At 40.6% G+C, this 20,177-nt stretch carries 18 protein-coding genes and 4 tRNA genes; 19 read left to right on the forward strand and 3 right to left on the reverse strand.

From position 1 onward, the window contains the following. Positions 1 to 330: 330 nt before the first annotated feature. Positions 331 to 690 carry a cupin domain-containing protein gene (locus KO530_RS00210; protein ID WP_216046384.1) on the reverse strand — a complete coding sequence of 120 codons (360 nt, stop codon included), beginning with the start codon at positions 688 to 690 and terminating at the stop codon, positions 331 to 333. A 113-nt stretch (positions 691 to 803) separates the two neighbouring features. Here KO530_RS00210 and KO530_RS00215 point away from each other — a divergent pair, with 113 nt between their 5' ends. After that, a complete protein-coding gene (locus KO530_RS00215) occupies positions 804 to 1,706 on the forward strand; it encodes a LysR family transcriptional regulator (protein ID WP_216046385.1) in 903 nt (300 codons plus the stop codon). Between the two features lie 142 nt (positions 1,707 to 1,848). Here KO530_RS00215 and KO530_RS00220 read toward each other — a convergent pair whose 3' ends face one another. Further along, positions 1,849 to 3,345 carry a CotH kinase family protein gene (locus KO530_RS00220; RefSeq protein WP_216046386.1) on the reverse strand — a complete coding sequence of 499 codons (1,497 nt, stop codon included), beginning with the start codon at positions 3,343 to 3,345 and terminating at the stop codon, positions 1,849 to 1,851. Positions 3,346 to 3,708: 363 nt separating this feature from the next. Here KO530_RS00220 and KO530_RS00225 point away from each other — a divergent pair, with 363 nt between their 5' ends. Further along, positions 3,709 to 4,329: a MarC family protein gene (locus KO530_RS00225; RefSeq protein ID WP_216046387.1), complete on the forward strand. Its 621-nt coding sequence runs from the start codon at positions 3,709 to 3,711 to the stop codon at positions 4,327 to 4,329. A 724-nt stretch (positions 4,330 to 5,053) separates the two neighbouring features. Beyond that, positions 5,054 to 5,752, forward strand: coding sequence for a CpcT/CpeT family chromophore lyase (locus KO530_RS00230; RefSeq protein WP_216046388.1), 699 nt, complete (start codon positions 5,054 to 5,056; stop codon positions 5,750 to 5,752). Between the two features lie 146 nt (positions 5,753 to 5,898). On the opposite strand, the gene KO530_RS00235 is transcribed toward KO530_RS00230, so the two are convergent. Next, positions 5,899 to 7,779 (reverse strand): GGDEF domain-containing protein, encoded by a 1,881-nt coding sequence (locus KO530_RS00235; protein ID WP_216046389.1) that lies wholly within the window; start codon positions 7,777 to 7,779, stop codon positions 5,899 to 5,901. Between the two features lie 659 nt (positions 7,780 to 8,438). Between KO530_RS00235 and KO530_RS00240 the strand changes: the two genes are divergently transcribed. The 16 genes from KO530_RS00240 to KO530_RS00315 all read left to right on the forward strand — a co-directional run. After that, complete coding sequence (locus KO530_RS00240; RefSeq protein WP_216046390.1) at positions 8,439 to 9,206, forward strand: DUF3450 domain-containing protein; 768 nt, start codon at positions 8,439 to 8,441, stop codon at positions 9,204 to 9,206. Between the two features lie 13 nt (positions 9,207 to 9,219). Further along, positions 9,220 to 10,596 carry a MotA/TolQ/ExbB proton channel family protein gene (locus KO530_RS00245; protein WP_216046391.1) on the forward strand — a complete coding sequence of 459 codons (1,377 nt, stop codon included), beginning with the start codon at positions 9,220 to 9,222 and terminating at the stop codon, positions 10,594 to 10,596. A 4-nt stretch (positions 10,597 to 10,600) separates the two neighbouring features. Next, positions 10,601 to 11,122, forward strand: a complete 522-nt coding sequence (locus tag KO530_RS00250; RefSeq protein WP_216046392.1) for a MotA/TolQ/ExbB proton channel family protein — start codon at positions 10,601 to 10,603, stop codon at positions 11,120 to 11,122. 30 nt (positions 11,123 to 11,152) lie between these two features. Next, on the forward strand, positions 11,153 to 11,554 hold the full coding sequence (locus tag KO530_RS00255; RefSeq protein ID WP_008845615.1) for an ExbD/TolR family protein: 402 nt from the start codon (positions 11,153 to 11,155) through the stop codon (positions 11,552 to 11,554). A 6-nt stretch (positions 11,555 to 11,560) separates the two neighbouring features. Further along, the gene (locus KO530_RS00260) at positions 11,561 to 12,169 is read left to right on the forward strand and encodes an energy transducer TonB (RefSeq protein WP_216046393.1); all 609 of its coding nucleotides are present in this window, start codon (positions 11,561 to 11,563) and stop codon (positions 12,167 to 12,169) included. Positions 12,170 to 12,182: 13 nt separating this feature from the next. After that, positions 12,183 to 13,496 (forward strand): tetratricopeptide repeat protein, encoded by a 1,314-nt coding sequence (locus KO530_RS00265; RefSeq protein WP_216046394.1) that lies wholly within the window; start codon positions 12,183 to 12,185, stop codon positions 13,494 to 13,496. A gap of 193 nt (positions 13,497 to 13,689) precedes the next feature. Continuing rightward, the gene (locus tag KO530_RS00270; protein WP_216046395.1) at positions 13,690 to 14,262 is read left to right on the forward strand and encodes a DUF4136 domain-containing protein; all 573 of its coding nucleotides are present in this window, start codon (positions 13,690 to 13,692) and stop codon (positions 14,260 to 14,262) included. 95 nt (positions 14,263 to 14,357) lie between these two features. Beyond that, the gene (locus KO530_RS00275; RefSeq protein ID WP_216046396.1) at positions 14,358 to 16,517 is read left to right on the forward strand and encodes a S9 family peptidase; all 2,160 of its coding nucleotides are present in this window, start codon (positions 14,358 to 14,360) and stop codon (positions 16,515 to 16,517) included. 169 nt (positions 16,518 to 16,686) lie between these two features. Beyond that, positions 16,687 to 17,673 carry a UDP-N-acetylmuramate dehydrogenase gene (murB, locus tag KO530_RS00280; RefSeq protein WP_216046397.1) on the forward strand — a complete coding sequence of 329 codons (987 nt, stop codon included), beginning with the start codon at positions 16,687 to 16,689 and terminating at the stop codon, positions 17,671 to 17,673. Next, on the forward strand, positions 17,670 to 18,638 hold the full coding sequence (birA, locus tag KO530_RS00285; protein WP_216046398.1) for a bifunctional biotin--[acetyl-CoA-carboxylase] ligase/biotin operon repressor BirA: 969 nt from the start codon (positions 17,670 to 17,672) through the stop codon (positions 18,636 to 18,638). The genes murB and birA overlap by 4 nt, the downstream gene beginning before the upstream one ends. After that, positions 18,622 to 19,350, forward strand: a complete 729-nt coding sequence (locus KO530_RS00290) for a type III pantothenate kinase (protein ID WP_216046399.1) — start codon at positions 18,622 to 18,624, stop codon at positions 19,348 to 19,350. The genes birA and KO530_RS00290 overlap by 17 nt, the downstream gene beginning before the upstream one ends. A gap of 190 nt (positions 19,351 to 19,540) precedes the next feature. Beyond that, positions 19,541 to 19,616 (forward strand) — tRNA-Thr (locus KO530_RS00295). An 8-nt stretch (positions 19,617 to 19,624) separates the two neighbouring features. Next, positions 19,625 to 19,709: transfer RNA gene (locus KO530_RS00300), tRNA-Tyr, on the forward strand. Positions 19,710 to 19,801: 92 nt separating this feature from the next. Next, positions 19,802 to 19,876 (forward strand) — tRNA-Gly (locus tag KO530_RS00305). Between the two features lie 8 nt (positions 19,877 to 19,884). Continuing rightward, positions 19,885 to 19,960, forward strand: a tRNA-Thr gene (locus KO530_RS00310). Positions 19,961 to 20,019: 59 nt separating this feature from the next. Continuing rightward, positions 20,020 to 20,177, forward strand: a 158-nt coding sequence (locus KO530_RS00315; protein WP_252728685.1) for a GTP-binding protein, incomplete at its 3' end; no start/stop codon positions are given.

Here is a 20,177-nt window from a genome sequence, read left to right on the forward strand (position 1 = left end):
GGGATAACAAAGGCCAAAGCGTTATTACAGCAAGCCTAAACAATTTAGCAGCCAAATTTGTTTTAATCCTCCTACTCGATGGACGATTCTTGCTGTCTGTAATATGAATTAAATCAGAGATATAGCTACATAAAGCCACAACAATTCCAAACTTCCCCCCACTTTCTTATCAAAGCCCCAAAAGCGCCATATTCACATCACTTTTTCGCTCTGAATTGGTTTGAGAATGCTTGTTTTTAAAATGGATGTCTATTTAATGACTATGAGAATGCTTGTCTTGGAAATAGGAACAGCGAGGTAATTAGTAGCTTATCAGAAGTTTACTCGGTTTCATTTCGCTGCTTGCTGCTCAGGTGTAAATATGGCGAGGAAATCTTCCGGTAATCTTGGCTTTGGTAATGCTAGAATATAAACTACGCGATCTTTAATTGCGCCTTCCGCATGAAGTGCACCCTTAGGCACAATAATTTTGTCACCTGCGCTGACAATAGTTCTTTTGTTGGTTTCGGCATCGAAAAAATCTGTTTCCCCTTCCATTATATAAGCATGTACTTCATCTTTATGCCAATGTACTGGTGGACCATCGGTGGCACCCGATACAAAGGTGGTCGGCCAGGTATTATTTTTTTCTATGTCTGCTAAAACTTCAGTCTTTGATGCGAAAAATTGCTTATGAAACTTTAATCCCATTTGAAATACTCCATTTTCTTAGTTTTGATTTACTTTCAATTACAAAGGTTACAGTTAGTTACTTGCGCAGTAAACAGGTATATAATCATTACATTCATGTGTGAGGTGCACGAATGGATTTGAACAATATCCAACTATTTGTTGAAGTAATGAAACGAAAGAGTTTTGCTGAAGTAGCAAGAGTCCAAAATATTGATCCCTCTTCAGTATCGCGAGCTATTCGAAAATTAGAGGCTACATTAGGTTTCCGACTGTTCCAAAGGACCACTCGTAAGTTGTCGGCAACAGAAGCTGGTAAATCATACTTTACTCAAGTCGAAGGTTTGGTTGGTACATTAATACAGGCAGGAGAGCGGGCTTTAGAACTTTCGAATGAGCCCATCGGCAAGCTCAGAGTGGCGGCTTGTACTTCTTTTGGACAAAAAAAGTTGGTTCCCTTATTACCTATAATGAGGAAAAAATATCCCAAACTGGTAATTGAGCTAGTGTTGTCAGACAACCAGATAGATATTGTTGAACAACAAATTGATGCCGCGATTCGCTTTGGAAAAAAACCTACTGATGATTTTATTTGTAAAGTATTAGCACCCAGAAAGTTTTTTGTTTGTGCTAGTCCAGCTTTTATTAAATCTAACACGATTACCGAAAATCCTTTTTGTTTAAGTGAAATAGAATGTCTAAGGTTTTCAATTCCTGGATATCGAGAAGCTTGGAAATTTCGTCAACCTAATCAAAAAGAGTTAGTCGTTCCAGTCGCTGGGCATTTGCTAATCTCTCATGGCATGACTATGACTGCAAGTGCAGTTGCAGGCCTTGGAGTGGCGTTACTTCCTGATTGGTTATGTCGAGACGAATTGGCAAATGGTAGTTTGGTGAACTTATTCCCCGATTATGAATGTGCCGCCGCAGATTTTGATACCTCTGCATGGCTAGTTTATCCAAGCAGAGATTACATGCCATTAAAACTCAGTGCATTTATCGATTGTCTGAAAAATGAGATCCCTGAATTTGCCTAAATAAGGCTATTAACAACAGGTTAAAGTCAGGGGGAATGTGGCGTAAATACCGAAGAGGAAGAGCAATATTCGATTGGATATAAACTACAACCCCAGACGATAGCATCGCTGGGGTTATGTTGATAAAACAATAGGTTAGTGTTTATTGTGCATCCAAATATGTTTCAACCGCTTCAGCTCGATTTTCTGCGTGTTGATTCAGTTGTTGAATCGCATTGTAAAAGTCATTGCTACTTTCTAGATAGGAGTAGCCCGATAATTCAGTTGTTGCATAAGGTTCAATAAGCGCTGAATAACTGTCGTAAGTGGCTTGGATGCTGCTGGTATCAAACGCGTCGCCTATTGCTTCCAATAGGTAATCGTTATAGCGAGTCCTGTAAACATCGTCTGCATATAGTTTAGCAATTAACGGCCAGCTATTAGAATCAAGGTCTGAGAAATCGAGGTTCAATGCTCCGCCTTGATTTCCTTCTTGCAGTGCTTCGTTATTATCCCAAGGAATCCATGTTAGCTTCGATGTTTCGGGGTCGTTATACAGATAGTAATTATGGGGCATTCTGCCATACGTATCCCAATTTTGGATAATACCATTGACGGCTAAGTACTTTAAGAATCCATCAACGTCGAAAACAGCCTCAAGATTTTCTCTCCATGTTGCCGGAGCAGTGGTTGCTGTATCATCATGCAGTGCCGCAAACAAGGCGAGTATATCAGACCAATCTTCATCATCTTCGTTGGTCTTTTTCTCAAAGTTCTCTTCACTAAAAGAACCCTCAACAAAGCTTGCCCCGTCGTCTTCTGGTTTATATAAATTGCCATCATCGCTAGCAAATTGTGTATCGATAAGTGTATCGTCAACCTCTTCTACTAAGGTGTAAAGACCAAAATATTCTGGACCATTGCCATGATCGACATAGAGTGTATAAAACGCAGTATTAGACACCGCTAAGCCAGCTTTTTTGAATACGTCAGATGCCACTTTTTCACGTAAAAGTGATTCGTCGTTATAGTTGTTTTTCAAGCTGAGCTTTTTGAAGCCGTAAAAACGTTGATTATCAATTTGCGGATAATCGTCTTCAAACTCATCGAAATCTAATTTGAAAGATAGTTTTAGAATACCCGCCTGCCAGCTGCTTTGTAGCGAAGAGTTGCCTTTGAATCGAATACCTACTCGATACCATTGAGTTCCTTGGTAATAAACGTCAGCGGGAACAAATATTGGGTTCTCATCTGTATCAATTAGACCGTTGCTTGATGAGCGTTGACCAAATTCGCCATAGGTTGCCGTCATATCATCAAGCATGCTTTGCCAACGCTCTTCAGTGACTACAAAATCAAAACGTTTAACTTGGTTATCTTCAAAAACTTCGTCGAAATTAGGATCAACATTCTTACTATGTGTTTCTTCTGTCCAGTCAGTGACTTCAAAATCTGTATCCGTAATGTCAGTTGATGTTTCTTCGGTATCATCTTCAACGACTTCTTCAACCACTTCATCAGTTACCTGATCATCTGTAGCTGTATTGCTGCCTCCACAGGCAACTAACCAAAGCACTGATCCGAAGATGATGATAATAAGATTTAGTCTTACAATATATTTCAATGAGTTAGCAAAGCTTAAATGAGATTGTTTCAACATTGATAGTCCTTTAGCTGTCTAAGCATCATCTTCAAATACTTTAAGATTGAATTAAGATGCTTTCTTTATTCAGATAGTAAAGGTACAAAACAAAAGTGCAGAAACTGTGCAATATAAGTGAAAACAATAAGGAAGCTGTGCGAGCTTAAGGATGTTGATAATTAATACTGCTTGACGCTGCATAAAAATATTAAACCCTCTGGCTCTGCTCAATCCCGCCAATGATGACAGCTAAAAAAGCGGCTTGAATGACAATAGGGGAGGTAGTCGTTGGACTTTCAGACCCTACAAGGTACTCTAGCATGCAAATAAAACGGGGTCGCAAAGCCGGATAATACGTCCACTATTAGTCAGAGAAAACCTATGAATGACTTGTACACACAACTGCTAACTGTATTTATGGGCTTTTTCGCCATCATGAATCCGATAGCTAACACAGCTGCCTTCGCTGGGTTGGCGGGCAATAAAAGTAATTCGGAACAATTTCGCATTGCGGCCAGAGCACTTATTATTACCTTTGTTGTAATTCTATTATTTTCGTTGCTCGGCAAGATGATTTTTCATTTGTTCGGCATTACCCTTCCTGCATTGCGGATAACGGGCGGTATTCTGGTGTTCGTGATTGGTTATCATATGCTCAATGGATCTGGTTCTAATCTGCATTCTGCTGAAAATAATGATACCTCTGATATTGCTGTCTCACCCTTAGCTGTTCCTCTCCTCGCTGGCCCAGGAACCATTGCGACCGCAATGAATTATTCTGCCTCTGGTGGGACAATGGGAATCGTGATTACGGTTTCTGTATTTGCAGTTATGTGTCTTATAACATTCCTATGCTTTGTTTTTAGTTCTAGGATTCTGGCTATTATAGGTCAAGGCGCTCTTGGTATTGTCACCCGATTAATGGGACTGATTTTAGCCGTTATCGGTGTACAAATGATAATTGCGGGGGTAACAGGGGCTTTCAATATTCCAATCGGCTAAGAGCAACATTTATTGTCTAATTTTGATAATGACTATCAATTTCCGAGCCTCAACTAGCAGGTATTCAATTGTTAATAATTTATAACAATCTTGTGGGCTACAAATTTAGCGATATTTGGTTGTCAAAAAGAAGCTGAAATTAACGATTTTTCTTCCCACTAATTGTACTGATTAGACACTGATCTATATTCAATTTTCACTTTGTTTTAGCTGCTTTATTGTTATTTTTTTAACATTTCACCATTTATATAGAACTGCGAAATCCGGGTTTTTTGTCACTTTTCGATTTGCTAATTTAATTACCAAGATGGTCCTTCAACGTTTTAGATTTATTGGGCCAAACAAATTTTTGGAGTATCAAAAAGAGCTTTAATTGAATGAATTTTCGGTGAATATTTCTATCCTGCAATACGAATCAATGGGCGCTAGAAGTAACTTCCTATTAATGAACCATTTAAAGCACTTGTTCGAAATTTTTCTCTTCATACTCCGTGCAAATAGCTTTTGTATAGCGGCCTCTACTAACTATCCCGCTTTTTAAATATAAGACGCAGAGCACTCTGGGTTATTGATATAATGATATTGCTATATGTTTTTGGTTGTGTAGTATGAATTTGATTATCGAGCAATGATGATTGCCATATTCTAATAATTGGCTGTGTCTGAAATGCATTTAGCTAGCATCTTTAAAAATACAAACACAAATTATAAAAGGTACAAAATAATGAAAATAGTAAAAAGCTTGCTCGTGACTTTAGTGGTTGCGGCTGGAATGTCTTTCTCTGTTCAGGCCGCTGGCTTTGAAGATGACACAATGCTAAAGAAATTTGTCGAATGGCATTTAGGATTTACAACTAATATCGCGCAAAGGGACAAAGATCTAGCCGCTAAGGTCGAACCTCGTTGGGGATTAAGTGAATTGCGCTTTCAACGTATTTGGCATGAACGTACGGACGGCTATTGGATTTATTATGAAACTAGCCAACCTGACGTAAGACCGGATAGAAATCAAATCTGGCGACTGTATCGCAATAACTTTGGTAACCTTAAAGTCGATTTATACTCTTTCAAAAACATAGATGAAGGATTAACTCTGTGGGGAAAAGGCGACAATCCAAAGGCTTTTGAAAATATTAAAATGAGCGGTTTATCAACAGTACCTGGCTGCAACGCTACCTATCATTGGATTCCAGAGTTCGAACGTTTTTCTGGCGTCAATACTCACGGAGAATGCTTCACGATCGGTAAGTCATATTTACTCCAACATGTGGAAATTTCTAAAACAGCAGACGGAACCTTAGTGCGCAACGATTGGCATTCATTTTATGACGAAAATGGTGTGGCTAAGCGTGGCGCTAAGTTTAAAAGAGGCGATCAAGGACCTACCACGCATGTGTACACAGAAACATATGACCTTAACTAATCGTACCCCGTAAAAATAACTTCTTTACTCAAAGCAGTCTGAAATATAAAAGACTGCTTTTTCCCTGAATGCGTTAATTTTTAACGCATTTTGTGCCCTGCTAATCCAATGTTGACTATCACTACCGGATCACAACTTATTGATAGCTAACTCGTTACAACAACTTGGTTTCGGCCTTTTTGTTTTGCATTGTAAAGGGCTGTGTCGGCACGTGCCATCGCGCTTTCTAAGGTTTCATCTGCTGATGCTACCGCTAGCCCTATACTGATGGTTAGTGAGTAGTCTTCATCGTTTTTTCGCAAAGGTGACTTTTCGATTTCCTTACGGATACGCTCGGCAATATCTAATGCTTGTTTGGAACCAGTGTCGGGCAGCAATACCATAAACTCTTCACCGCCAATTCGGCCAATTTTATCGAGTTGTCGTAAACAGCCAAGTGCCCTTTGGCTGACTAATGTAAGAGCATGATCACCAACTTCATGACCGAGGGTATCATTCACTCGTTTAAAATGATCGATATCAATAATCAATATCGAAAGTAACTTGTTGTGCATTTTCGCTTCATTTAGCAACTTATAGCCAAGTTCAAAAATAGTTCTGCGATTAGCAATTTGCGTTAAGTAATCGATTTGTGCACGATGTTTAAAAAGACGTCGGGTTTTAATCAAATGCATAACAAACCCAAATAACGCTGCAAATATGACAACGCTCACAGCAATTAAAATTTGCGCGAGACGTTTTTGACTTTGTTCCTCTGCCAGTTGTAAACGATTAATTTCCAAGGTTTGTTGTAGCACCTTGTTGTCTAACTTGGTCAGACTGTCTTCAACTAATGTATTGGCTGCGTGTTGATATTGAGCAATAAAGGTTCGTCGTTTGTCGACTTCTGAGCTGTTTGCAGCAACCATCAAATGCATAGCTTCACTGTTGTTGCCCGCGTAATACAAATCGATAGCCCTGAGAGTCATCGGCCATGTGTTTTTATCTGGAGAGTCGATTAGAAGTTGATCCAAGGTAGAGCGCGCTTTGGAATCTATCCCTTGGTTAAAATAAGCAATGACCAGTGGATATAAAGATTGCACGATGAAATGATGTTCTTCGGTAGTATCACGAAGGGCCAATGCCTTTTCAAATTCGCTAACCGCCAGCGGGTATTGCTGTTCAAAAAACGCTAATATACCTGCGTTATAATGGCTAAAAAATGTAAAGTCGCTGAATTGGGGCTGTTGTTTGGCAATCTCAAATAGTCTATCAACATGTTGACGAGCCGCAGTAAAATTCTGCATATCAATGGCTAACGCCACTAGTGTGTGTTGCATATTAAACATGTCAGAAAAATCATCGACTTTTGCCCAAGCATCATATGCCTTCTGAATATATTCATAGGCTTTGTCAAACAATTGGTTTTCCTGATATAAGTTGCCAGAGGCGTTATAAATCATGCCATAGGAACTATTATCAAAATTATTTTTATCAGCGACGTCAATTGCTTCAACTAATAATGCGAGCCCTTGTTGCAGTTTTTCCGGTTTACCACCAAAACAAAATGCCGCTTGAACCAGTACCTTTACTAGCAATTCGGGGTTCGCTAATTGACGAGACAATTGCAGGGCTTTAAATCGGTCTTCGCAATAAATATTGGGATCATATGTTTGAATATATTTCATGTACGAACGTTCGACATAACTTCTAGGTAAAGTGTCAGTTAGCCTTAAGTTTTGCTGCTCGCTGATATTGATGGCGGTGCTGTAAGCATCAATGGCTGGTTGTGGCTGATTATCGTAATCGAAAGCTAAGCCTAATAAATACCAGTAGCGAGCTTGCTCTTCATAGGAGGCTTTTTCCATAAGCTGTTTTTGATCGTTCAAAAGACTGATTTGTTGGGCTGGAGTTAAAGAAGAAAGGGTGGTTTCTAAATTTTCCATTGTTTGCGCATTAAGCCCACATCCCCAAAATAACCAAAACACGCATATCACTGGGGTTCGCCATACTCCGCGAAGTACTAAAATGATGGTTGTTTGTTGCATTAATTATCCTAATCAATGGTTGCTAGAAAGCGCTTATACTGCGAAAAATTAGGAATCCAATATTCTTGTCGTTATCCGATGCCAAATTAATAGAATGAGTTAGATTTGTGCTTAATGTAATTAAGATACTAGCAAATCAACAACCGCTTTGGTTAAAAAGTAGCTGCGAAAAACCAATTAAAACAAGTTTGCTACATCGTTGAATGAAAACAGTATTCTTTAAAGGCAACTTTAGGTGCAAACATTATTTAAAAGTGTATTGATTTCGGAATTTTGCAACGATTTTTATAATCTCTAGCGCTTATAATTAGCGTAGGGCTAAAGGTTAAATAAACCGTTTTGCGGACTTGCCACATCTGGTTCACGTCGTATTCATATCTATATTTGTGTCATAAAAATGTCAAAAATCCAACCGATTTTAGTCCGCTTTATTCTGTTACGTCATCCTGTCTAAGTTAATTCGTTGCTCACATAATGTATTTTTAATTCAATTAAAACAGTTGGTTATGAGTATTGTTTTACTAGTTATTTGATTCAATCACAGATATCTACATTCTGTTTGGTTTTGTAATAATACTGTCACACTATGCCCCTATCCTTGCCCTCAGATTTTATTGTTGGTGGTAAACCAACTCGATTCCACTCTAGGGTTTGATTGTATGAAACTTACAAAAACGTTGTCTGCAGCACTATTCGTTAGTCTGTTGGCAGGTCAAGCTGCTTTTGCGCAGCAAGACAAAGAATTGCAACCTGTGGTTGATGCTGCAACTAAAATTAACGAGTCTGCAGCGGATTCCCAATCAAAGATTAACAATATAACTGACCAAATCGGCAGTAAATTGCAACAATTCAAAACTATTAATAAAGAAATTGATGGTTTGTTGGTTTACAACGAGCAGTTAAGAAAACAAATTGCTAATCAGCAACAAGAAATGTTGGATTTGAATAGCGCAATTGACGAAGTAAGTGTTATCGAACGTCAAATAACACCATTAATGATTCGAATGATTGATGGGTTAGCACAGTTTGTGGAACTTGATGTTCCATTTTTAGAAGAAGAACGTGCCAATCGCATTATTGATTTACGTAATATGATGGATCGCGCAGATGTTGCTCCTTCTGAGAAATTCAGACGTGTAATGGAAGCTTACCAAGTCGAGATGGATTACGGGCGAACCTTAGAGGCTTACCCTGGATTGCACACTATTGATGGTCAGGAACGAAATGTCGATTTCTTACGCATCGGTAGAACCGCACTTATATACCAAACTCGTGATGCAGGTATGCAAGGAATTTGGAATAAACAAACTCGTCAGTGGGAATCACTTTCTTCTGACTACCGCACGCAAATTACCAAAGGTCTTAGAATGGCCAAGAAACAAATGGCACCTGATTTGTTGATGCTGCCAGTTGCGATCACGGATTAAGAGAGTAGAAACCATGAGAAAATTAATTAGAAATACTGCTGTTCTTTTGGTTGCTACTTTTGCTGGAGCAGCTTTTGCTCAGGAAAGTAAACCACTAGATTTGGATGCACTGCTTAAGCAATTAGAGCAAGGCCAATACCAACAAAATCAACAAAATACTCAGCGTGAAAAAGAGTTTGTACAAAAACGTGCTGAACAAGATCAAATGCTGCGTGATGTGACCTCACAACGTAATGCTCAGTTGAACACATCTGAAAAGCTGGAAACGCAATTTGAAGAGAATGAATTCAAATTAGCAGATTTGAATGATGCTTTGGATAAACGCCTAGGTTCGTTAAAAGAACTATTCGGTGTGTTACAACAGGTTGCAGGTGACACCAAAAACAAATTTTACAACTCAACTGTTTCAGCGCAAATCTCTGGTCGTTCTGAATTTTTAGATGAAATGGCCCAGTCTATGGGGACGAGTTCTAAATTAGCTTCAATTGAAGAAATAGAGCGGGTGTGGTTTGAAATTCAACGCGAAATGACTGAGTCAGGCAAAGTCACTAAATTTACAACTGATGTTGTAGAAGCTGGTGGCGCTAAAGTCAATAAAGAAGTCGTTCGTGTAGGACCTTTTGCACTCGTGTCTGATGGCAAATACCTTAAGTACGAAGGCGAAACCGATACTGTTGCTGAATTGATTCGTCAACCTGCAGATCGTTACACAGACAGCGCCGCAAATTTACAGAGCTCTGATGGTGAATTGGTTTCATTTGGATTAGACCCAACGGGCGGAACTATTCTTGGATTGTTAGTTCAAGCGCCAAGTCTTGAAGAGCGTATTCACCAAGGTGACCTTGTGGGATATATCATTATTGCGGTTGGTGCAGTTGGTATTTTGGTCGCGTTCTGGCGTTTTGTGGTACTTACACTTGTTGGCGCCAAAGTAAATGCACAACTTAAGTCGAGTAAAATATCTGAGGGGAATCCTTTGGGTCGCGTGCTTAAAGTGAAAGATGCCCATCCAAATGCAGACACCGAATCCTTGGAATTGCATTTAACCGAAGCCATTTTAGCTGAAGTGCCTAAATTAGGACGTTTCTTAACACTAGTAAAAATGATTTCAGTGGTTGCTCCCCTTGGTGGGTTACTTGGTACCGTTACCGGTATGATTGTGACCTTCCAACAAATTACCTTGTTTGGTACAGGTGACCCGAAAATTATGGCTGGCGGTATCTCATCGGCATTGATTACCACTGTTCTTGGTTTGGTTGTGGCCATTCCTACTACTCTGCTTTATGCATTGCTCAGTACGCAAAGCAAAAATATTGTAGCGATATTGCAAGAACAAGCAGCGGGTGTGATTGCTGAACGAGCTGAAACACAGTCTGGCACTAAGGCATAAGACGATGTTTGTAGAGATCTTTGAATCAATCCGAGACTTCACCGAAACCGGTGGGATTATCCTGCTGATAATAGGTGCCTTGATATTCGTGATGTGGATTTTGATACTCGAACGTATTTTCTATGTGACTTATGGTCATAAGCAATTTAAGAAACAGACCATTTCCACTTGGCAAGCACGTAGCGATCGAAATTCATGGAATGCGCATCAGATTAGACAAGCAATGATTTCTAGAGTCAGTCTTAAATTACGCTTCAGTCTTCCCATTATTCAGGCGTTAGTCGCGCTATGCCCTCTATTGGGTTTGATGGGAACGGTAACAGGTATGATTGTGGTATTTGATGTAATGGCCATGTCTGGTGGCGGTAACGCCCGGTCAATGGCCGCAGGGGTTTCACAAGCTACTATACCCACAATGGCTGGCATGGTGGGTGCGTTATCCGGCGTATTCGCGTCTACATGGTTAACGCGCACAGCAAAAACCGAACGTTTACATCTAGAAGATGCATTGGAGATTCAACGTTAGAGCCCAGGCCTGCGTGAATAAAGAGTAATTATGAGAAAAATTCAGAATTTAGTCGAAGAAGAAGAAGCAACAATCGATATGACGCCGATGTTGGACGTTGTATTTATCATGTTGATTTTCTTTATCGTAACCGCTTCATTTGTAAAAGAATCGGGGATCGACGTAAACCGACCTGAAGCTGCCACAGCAGTGAAGAAAGATCGTGCAAATATCTTAGTTGCCATAAGCGACAAAGGTGAAATTTGGATTAATAAACGCAGAGTAGACGTACGTGCAGTTCAAGCCAACATTGAACGTTTAAAAGCCGAAAACCCACAGGGTACGGTTGTTATTCAAGCAGACCGTAAAGCGACTACTGAAACGCTTATTAAAGTCATGGATGCATCGCGAGCAGCGGGTGTCTACGATGTTTCTATCGCAGCACAAGAGTAAAATATAATGGCAAGACTCCTTCTGGCAGTTGTATTAGCGTTTTTCATCACGATTAGTTTGTTCTTTTTGATGCAAGCTCTTATCGCTAGTGGTGATCAAACGTTAGATGATCCCAAGCCCGGTGCGGTGCTCGATTTCGTACGCTTGAAGAAAGAAGAAACGGTTGAACAAAAAGATCGTAAGCCGAGAAAGCCACCACCACCTAAAGAGCCGCCACCGCAAATGGAACAGCCGCAAATGGATTCACCTACGCCTGATGCTGATGGCAGTGGTATGGCGTTTGAAGCCGATGTCGGTGGTGATATCGCCCTTGGTGGTGGATTGGCCCTAGAATCAGGTGATGGCGAATATTTGCCAATCGTTAAGGTTGCTCCGGTTTATCCACGACGAGCTTTATCTCGCGGAATAGAAGGCTTTGTAATAGTTGAATTTACTGTATCTAAATTAGGCGCAGTAAAAGATATTCGCGTAGTACAAGCAACTCCACCGGATATATTTAATCAGGCAGCGATGGATGCAGCACTGAAATTTAAATATAAACCCAGAGTTGTGAACGGTGAACCTGCAGAAGTGTCTGGTGTGCAAAACCGCATTACTTTCCAGATCGATGGTTAACTAAGAGGCAAGCATGAAAATAACACAGTGCATTTTAGCCATCTTATTGGCAAGCTCATTCACACTTATATCGTCTGTAGTAACGGCACCTACAGCTAGTGCACAAGATAATAGTGCCAGTGAAAGAAAGACCCGCAGAACACCGGCTCTTCGTACGCGAGTATACGACCAATTGGCTCGCGCTCAGAAAGTTGCCGACGAAGGTAATACTGCTGAAGCATTAGCAATATTGGATGTCGTTAAATCCAAAGAAAGCTCTATGAATAGCTACGAGCTGGCGATGTTGCATAACTTCTACGGTTTTATTTATTACAACGTCGAAGATTATGATAAAGCTATCGAATCATTTGAGACAGTAGTAGAACAGCAACCCATTCCTGAGTCATTTGAACAAAGTACTTTGTTTAGTTTGGCACAATTGCAAATGATGCGCGGTAATTACGATAAGACTATCGAGTACTTGGAACGTTGGGAAGCATTGCAGCCAGGTAAGTTACCGGTTAAAAATTTAGTGCTCAAGGCCCAAGCTATGTATCAGAAGAAAGATTATCAGGCTGCTTCTGAATACATCAATGAAGCTATTTTACAGCAAGAAAATAGTGAAGAAGGCTACAAAGTCGATGAGAATTGGTACGTGCTTCAACGAGCTATATACTACGAGTTGAAACAAACTGAGCAAGTGACCAAAGTGCTTGAAAAAATGGTTAAATTATTTGACCGTCCTGAGTATTGGGTGCAGCTTGCAGGTATGTATGGCGAGTTGGGTGAAGAAAAGAAACAGTTAGCGATTCTCGAAGCGGCTTACCAAAGTGATTACATTACAAAAGCCTCGGATATTTTCAACTTAGCTCAGCTGTATTATTACCATCAAGTACCATATAAAGGTGCCAGGTTGATGGAGCAAGCAATGCAAGATGGCGTACTTGAAAAAAACCTCAGGAACTTAAAGTTTTTAGCGCAAACTTGGTCCCTTGCCAAAGAACACGAAAAAGCCGTACCTGTTATGCGTTCTGCAGCTGCCTTGTCTGAAGACGGTGAATTAGATGCACAGTTAGCGCAAATTTTGCTGAACATGGATAAGTTTGACGAAGCCATTGAAAGTGCGCTCAAAGCGCTGGACAAAGGTGGTTTACGAAATGAAGGAACCACACATTTAGTCTTGGGAATGTCGTATTTCAATCAAAAACGCTATGTTGATGCACTAAATCAATTGGCTGAAGCTGAAAAACATCCTACTAGTCGTGGTATGGCACAACAATGGCGTAAGTTTGTACAGTCTGAAAAATCGACCACAGAGCAACTACAAGCCGAATTAAGCGCTTCTTAAACGCTACCTCAATATTATGCATTAACAATCCGTATCGCAGTTTTATCGGCGTGCGGATTGTCTTCCTTGGCGAAACTCAACTAAACTTGTTATCGATCTTAGTGTCATACAAAGTGATCAATTTTTACCACCGCAGGGTATTAAAGGGTTAATTGTGTAATGATTTTAAAGTTGACTACGTAAAGGAATTCCTATGTTTTACCAATTTAGTCATTTTTCAGCCAAGTTTAGCCAGATCATGGCTATGTGTATTGGACTTACTTTCCTTAGTGCATGTAGTTCTAACAATATTGTGATGGACACCGATCAAAATACCAATTTTGGCGCGTTTAAAAGTTATTCGGTGATCTCTAGAAACGTCGAAGATAGCTTGAGTGCTAATCGTCTTATTACTCAAGTCTCACAGTTTTTAGAGGCTAATAATAAACTTATTGGTGACCTTGGTTACACTGATGCCGTTGTAGAGCTCGATCACTACATTGATTATCGCGATAACGACAGTAGTTTTTCAATTGGCCTAGGTACTGGTTCTTACGGACGCTCAGGCGGTGTGAGTGTGGGTGGCGGGGTTAGTTTACCCATAGGTTCAGATCAAATCCCAGTCGCAGTAGTGAGCATGAAAGTACTAGTCAACGATAGGCTAGTGTGGTCAGCTACCAATAGCCATGATTTCAAAACAGACAACAGTGCAAGTTTAGCAAAAGCACAGCGTGTGGTTGTAAAGGAATTGCTTGAACGTTTTCCATTAACTCGCACGGGTTCTTAGACTCGTTTTAGCAATTCACCATTTAATTTCACTGGTAAATTTTGTAACTAGTCGTATTATCTGTTGTTAACCAAAAAAATAGGGACATTTATCCAATGCGTTTAGCACTCTCATTACTAGTACCCGTATTAATTTTATCTGCCTGTTCAAATGACAAAGAACCCGAAATGCAAACTTACCCCAGATTAAAACAACTCAGCGTTGCCGCCCCAGTTGCCGCAAAGCAAAATTACACAGCTAAATACCACGGTAAAGAGTTAAATGATCCTTACCACTGGCTTAGAGATTCTGGATATCCGGAAGTGAATGACAAGCCCATCATTGACTATTTAACTGCAGAAAATGCTTACTTCGACCAGTTTTTAGCACCTAATAAGTCCCTTATCGACACGGTTTTCGAAGAAGTTAAAGGGCGTACAAACGAACAAGAAGAATCGGTTCCTTGGATTGACAATGGTTACGAATATCGTTGGTATTACCGCGAAGGCGAAGAATATCGAACACGTAGCCGCAAAAATCTGACTACTGGTGAAGAAGAGGTTTTTCTTGATGAAACTAAACTAGCCAAAGATTTCGATTATTTTACTTTAGGCGGCTGGGATATAAGTCCTGATAACCGCTTGCTGGTGTATTCCTTCAACACCGATGGCGCTGAACGTTACACAGTTCGAATTGTTGACTTACAAAGTGGTGAATACTTAGAAGATGAAATAACCGAGGTAAATGGCGAAATCGCCTTTGGCGCAGACAGCAAAACGGTTATTTATGGCCAGTTGGAAAAAGATAAATGGCGCACAGCTAGCATTAATGTGCATAAAATTGGTAGTCAGCAATCTGACGATAAAATTATTCTGAGTGAAGCAGACGATGGCTTTTTCTTAAGCTTCCATTTCACCAGTGACGATAAGTACTTGGTAGTAAGCAGTGGGCAAAGAGAAGTATCTGAACTCAGTGTTATTCCAGGCGACGATTTGTTTTCTGAACCTAAGTTATTGATATCAAGGGAGATGAAATTTTCTGCTTCAATAGATCACGCTAATGGTAAATTCTATATTTTAGCCAACGATACCCACAAAAATTCAAGATTTGTTAGTGTTGATGACAGCCAACCAAGTTACGACAATTGGCAAACACTGATTGAAGGCTCTGACGATCTTTATTTATTGGGAATGCAGACATTCAAAGGTTTCATTGCCTTACAGGCTCGAGAAAAGGGAATTGATAAAATTCGAATTCGCGACTATCAAGGAAACTCCCATGACGTTGCCTTTCCTGAACCGGTTTATTCGGCTTCTTTAGGCAATAGTTCAGAGTTTGATCAAGACTTTGTTCGGGTTGACTATGAATCGATGGTTACCCCTGACACTGTATTTGATTATCAAGTTAACGATAAAAAGCTGGAAACCAGAAAGGTCACTACAATTCCATCTGGTTACGATAAATCTCAATATGTTACTGAGCGTCTAATGGCACCTTCAAGAGATGGTGTAGAGGTTCCGATTTCAGTGGTATATAAAAAAGGTTTCAAAAAGAACGGCAAACAGCCTATGCATTTGTACGGCTATGGGGCTTATGGGATAACCGTTCCACCTGGATTTTCAGAACTCAGACTCAGTTTATTAGATAGAGGTTTTGCTTTCGCTATCGCACATGTTCGTGGCAGTGACATGCTGGGATATCAATGGTATTTGGATGGTAAACTGGAAAAACGAACCAATGCCTTTAATGATTTTGTTGATGCAGCACAGTATCTAATTAAAGAAAATTATGTGTCTGAAGGCAATATTTCAATTTCGGGTCGCAGCGCTGGCGGTGAATTAATGGGAGCGGTTACCATTCAGGCTCCACAATTATGGCGCTCAGTGACCCTTGGAGTGCCGTTTGTCGATGTACTCAATACTATGCTTGACGCTACGCTGCCACTGACGCCACCTGAGTGGACAGAGTGGGGCAATCCACTAGAAGATTCGGTAGCTTACGATCTCATCGCAAGTTATTCTCCTTACGACAACATTGAAGCTAAGGAATATCCCCCTATGTTGGTCAGTGGTGGAATAAATGATCCCCGCGTAACCTATTGGGAGCCCGCTAAGTGGACCGCTAAAATGCGTGAAATGAAGACCGATGACAATCTACTAATTATGCGAATTAATATGGGGGCAGGGCATTTTGCCAATAGTGGCCGCTATGGCAGACTACGTGATTATGCTGAAGAGCTTGTATTTATGCTCAAAAGTCACGGAATTGATAAATAAATAGCCATGCTGAAGAATAAAGCCCGATGAATTTCGGGCTTTTTTATGGCTGGCTGATCGCGGATAACCACTCCCTCTGTTCTGCTGAAAACTTGACCTATCACAAAGCAACACTTGTTACACCGCATATCTTTTCGTTAAACTGTGCAAAAATATCTTGGAAGCAACCTTGCATTCACTTAAATCTCTGCACACCTTTGGATTTTCTACACACAGTAAAAAATTGATATCCATCGACAATGACTTCGCAGCCCTAAAGGATGTTGAAACGCCTTTGTGGGTTCTCGGCGAAGGTAGCAATTGTGTTTTTTTGGAAGATTTTGATGGCACGGTAATCAAATTAGAATCTAAAGGTAAGACCGTTAAAGAGTTTGATGACTATTATCAACTGACGGTTAGTGCGGGAGAAAACTGGCATCAACTCGTCTGCTTTTGCATGCAAAATAATATTTTTGGATTAGAAAATCTCGCGTTGATTCCTGGCTCAGTGGGAGCTGCGCCCATACAAAATATAGGTGCATATGGGGTTGAGTTAAATCAATTTGTAAAACAGGTGATGTTCACGGAAATTGCCACAGCAAAACAACATAGCTTGACAAATGAAGAGTGTCAGTTTGGTTATCGAGACAGTATTTTTAAGCGACATCTAGCCGGTAAGGTGATCATCACGCAAGTTGTTCTTCAAATTCCTAAACGTTGGCAAGCGTGCAATCACTACGGTGAACTAGCCAATCTAAAACAACCCAATGCAGAGCAAATTTTTAATAAAGTCATTGCTATCCGCCAAGAGAAGCTGCCTGATCCTAACGAAATTGGTAACGCTGGTAGCTTTTTCAAAAATCCGTTGGTAAGCAATAAGCATTTCGCAAGTTTGCAGTGTGACTGGCCTGATTTACCCTGTTATTCGGTGGATCACAACAGTGTCAAAGTTCCTGCAGCTTGGTTAATTGACCATCTTGGTTTTAAAGGCAAACAATTAGGCGGGATTCAATGCCATCCTAACCAGCCTTTGGTACTGACAAACAACGGTCATGGAAATGGGGCTGAGTTATTAGAATTGGCGCGGGAAATTCAAACCAAAGTGGAGAATACTTTTTCTATCCATTTAGAAAATGAAGTACGTTTAATTGGTAACAAGGGGCTGGTATCACTGTGAGTTTTAATTTTTCTCGTACTCTTATTCTGCAACGCTTGGCCGATGGACAGTTCCATTCAGGTGAAGTGTTAGGCCAAGAGCTTGGACTCAGTCGCGCAGCCGTGTCGAAACACATTAAAGGCTTGTGTGAGTTAGGTTTAGATATCTTTAGAGTAACGGGAAAGGGCTATCGTTTAGCGAAATCCTTAACTTTATTAGAACACCGCAAAATTGCCCAGTTATTGCCCCAGGTGATGCAATCGCAGATAAACGTGCAAAACGTAATAGATTCAACAAATCAGTTCATCAGAGACATGAATGTGAAACCAAGTAATGGTTACGTGTGTTTAGCTGAGGCGCAAACTGCTGGACGAGGACGCAGAGGACGGACTTGGGTATCTCCTTATGGTTCGAGTATTTATATGTCGATGTTCTGGTCGTTTGCTGGTGGATATCAAGCTATTAATGGTTTGAGTTTGGTAATAGGTATTGCGGTGGTAAAGGCATTGCAGACACTTTCAGTGAAAGGAGCAATGCTTAAATGGCCAAATGATGTTTACCTGCAAGATAAAAAGCTTGCGGGTATCTTGGTTGAAGTTGAAGGGCAAATGGGCGCTGCTTGTGATTGTATTTTAGGCATAGGTTTGAATATCGATTTACCTAAAAAGGCGCTAAACATTGACCAACCTTGGACGGATTTAGTGCAAGCTACTGGCCTAACTATTGATAGAAATGTGCTTGCCGCCACCTTAATTGACGAGCTAACTAAAGCGCTAACGATTTTTGAAACCCAAGGCTTAAGGCCTTTCATTAGCCAGTGGGCTGAATTAGATTACTTTTACGACAAACCCGTAAAACTAATGATTGGTAATCAGTGTGTATATGGCAAAGTGAAAGGGATTGATAACGATGGTGCTCTTTTATTAGAAAAAGACGGCAAAATCGAAACATTTCATGGAGGTGAAATCAGTGTCAGGCCTGCATGACATTTTACTGATAGATGTTGGCAATAGCCGTATTAAGTACGCACAAATTGCCAGCGCAGATTCAAAAGTCGTGACTCAAGTCTGTGATTCTATCGAAGATTTACAGTATCAAATTAGCAGCGCCCAATGTGTCATAGCCGCCAGCGTACAAAATGATCAGGTAACACTCAAAATTAAACAGCTATGTCACTTGCATAATATCCCGTTTCAACAAGTCGTGACTCAGGCTACAGCGTTTGGTATTAGTTGTGCTTATCAACAATTCCAGACCTTAGGCGTTGACCGTTGGCTTGCAGTATTAGGCGCACGGCTGCATACCCAATTGCCCGTAGCAATCTTAGATTTGGGCACAGCAGCTACCTGTGACGTTCTTGTCGGAGAACAACACTTAGGTGGATGGATAGCCCCAGGCTTTCAATTAATGCGCAAGGCAGTCACTAGCCAAACCTCAAAAGTGTTTGCAGATCAACAAACCCCAGATGCATTGTCACTCGGAAAAAGTACACCTGATTGTGTCAATATGGGCGGCTTGGCAATGTTAGAAGGTTTTTTATACAGCGCTAGAAAGCGCATTAGTGGTTATTCTGATGACTACAGAATATTTTTGTGTGGTGGCGATAGTGAATTACTCAAAAATATTATTGATGAAAAAGTACAATTTAAACCAGATTTAGTATTACAAGGCTTAAGTCGTTTTATTCCTAGCAAATAAATTTAAAAATAATTTTTAATAAATTGCTGTAAAAACGCACAATTATTTTTGTCAATTTGTTGGTTCCGTAGGTTTTTTAGGCAACTAAACGATTAATTTAAATAAATCCGCATTTTTTCATGTTTTTTTGAGAATATACTCTTGCACCCTTAGGATCATTACTCTAGAATGCGCACCCACTTGATGCAGTGCCGACTTAGCTCAGTTGGTAGAGCAACTGACTTGTAATCAGTAGGTCGCCAGTTCGACTCCGGCAGTCGGCACCATCAATCCTGGAGGGGTACCCAAGCGGTCAACGGGAGCAGACTGTAAATCTGCCGGCTCAGCCTTCGCAGGTTCGAATCCTGCCCCCTCCACCATTTTTACTGTGCACCTGCAGTTTAATCAGGTGTATGGTGTGACGCAATGTGTCACGCCACCACTTTCAACGAGGTGGATAGAGAATAGGTTTGCGAGCATCGTATAATGGCTATTACCTCAGCCTTCCAAGCTGATGATGTGGGTTCGATTCCCACTGCTCGCTCCATATTTAGTGCTGATATGGCTCAGTTGGTAGAGCGCACCCTTGGTAAGGGTGAGGTCGGCAGTTCGAATCTGCCTATCAGCACCAGTTCTCCCCCAACTCTTTGATTAGGTTTTTTTTAATTACTTTGCTAGGAAAAATTTAAGATGGCAAAAGAAAAGTTTGAACGTACGAAACCCCACGTAAACGTCGGTACAATTGGCCACGTTGACCATGGTAAAACGACGCTAACAGCGGCAATCACTACAGTTCTAGCAAAGACCTATGGTGGTGCTGCATCAGCGTTTGATCAAATCGATAACGC

Source organism: Aliiglaciecola lipolytica (assembly GCF_018860635.1).
Lineage (GTDB): Bacteria > Pseudomonadota > Gammaproteobacteria > Enterobacterales > Alteromonadaceae > Aliiglaciecola > Aliiglaciecola lipolytica_A.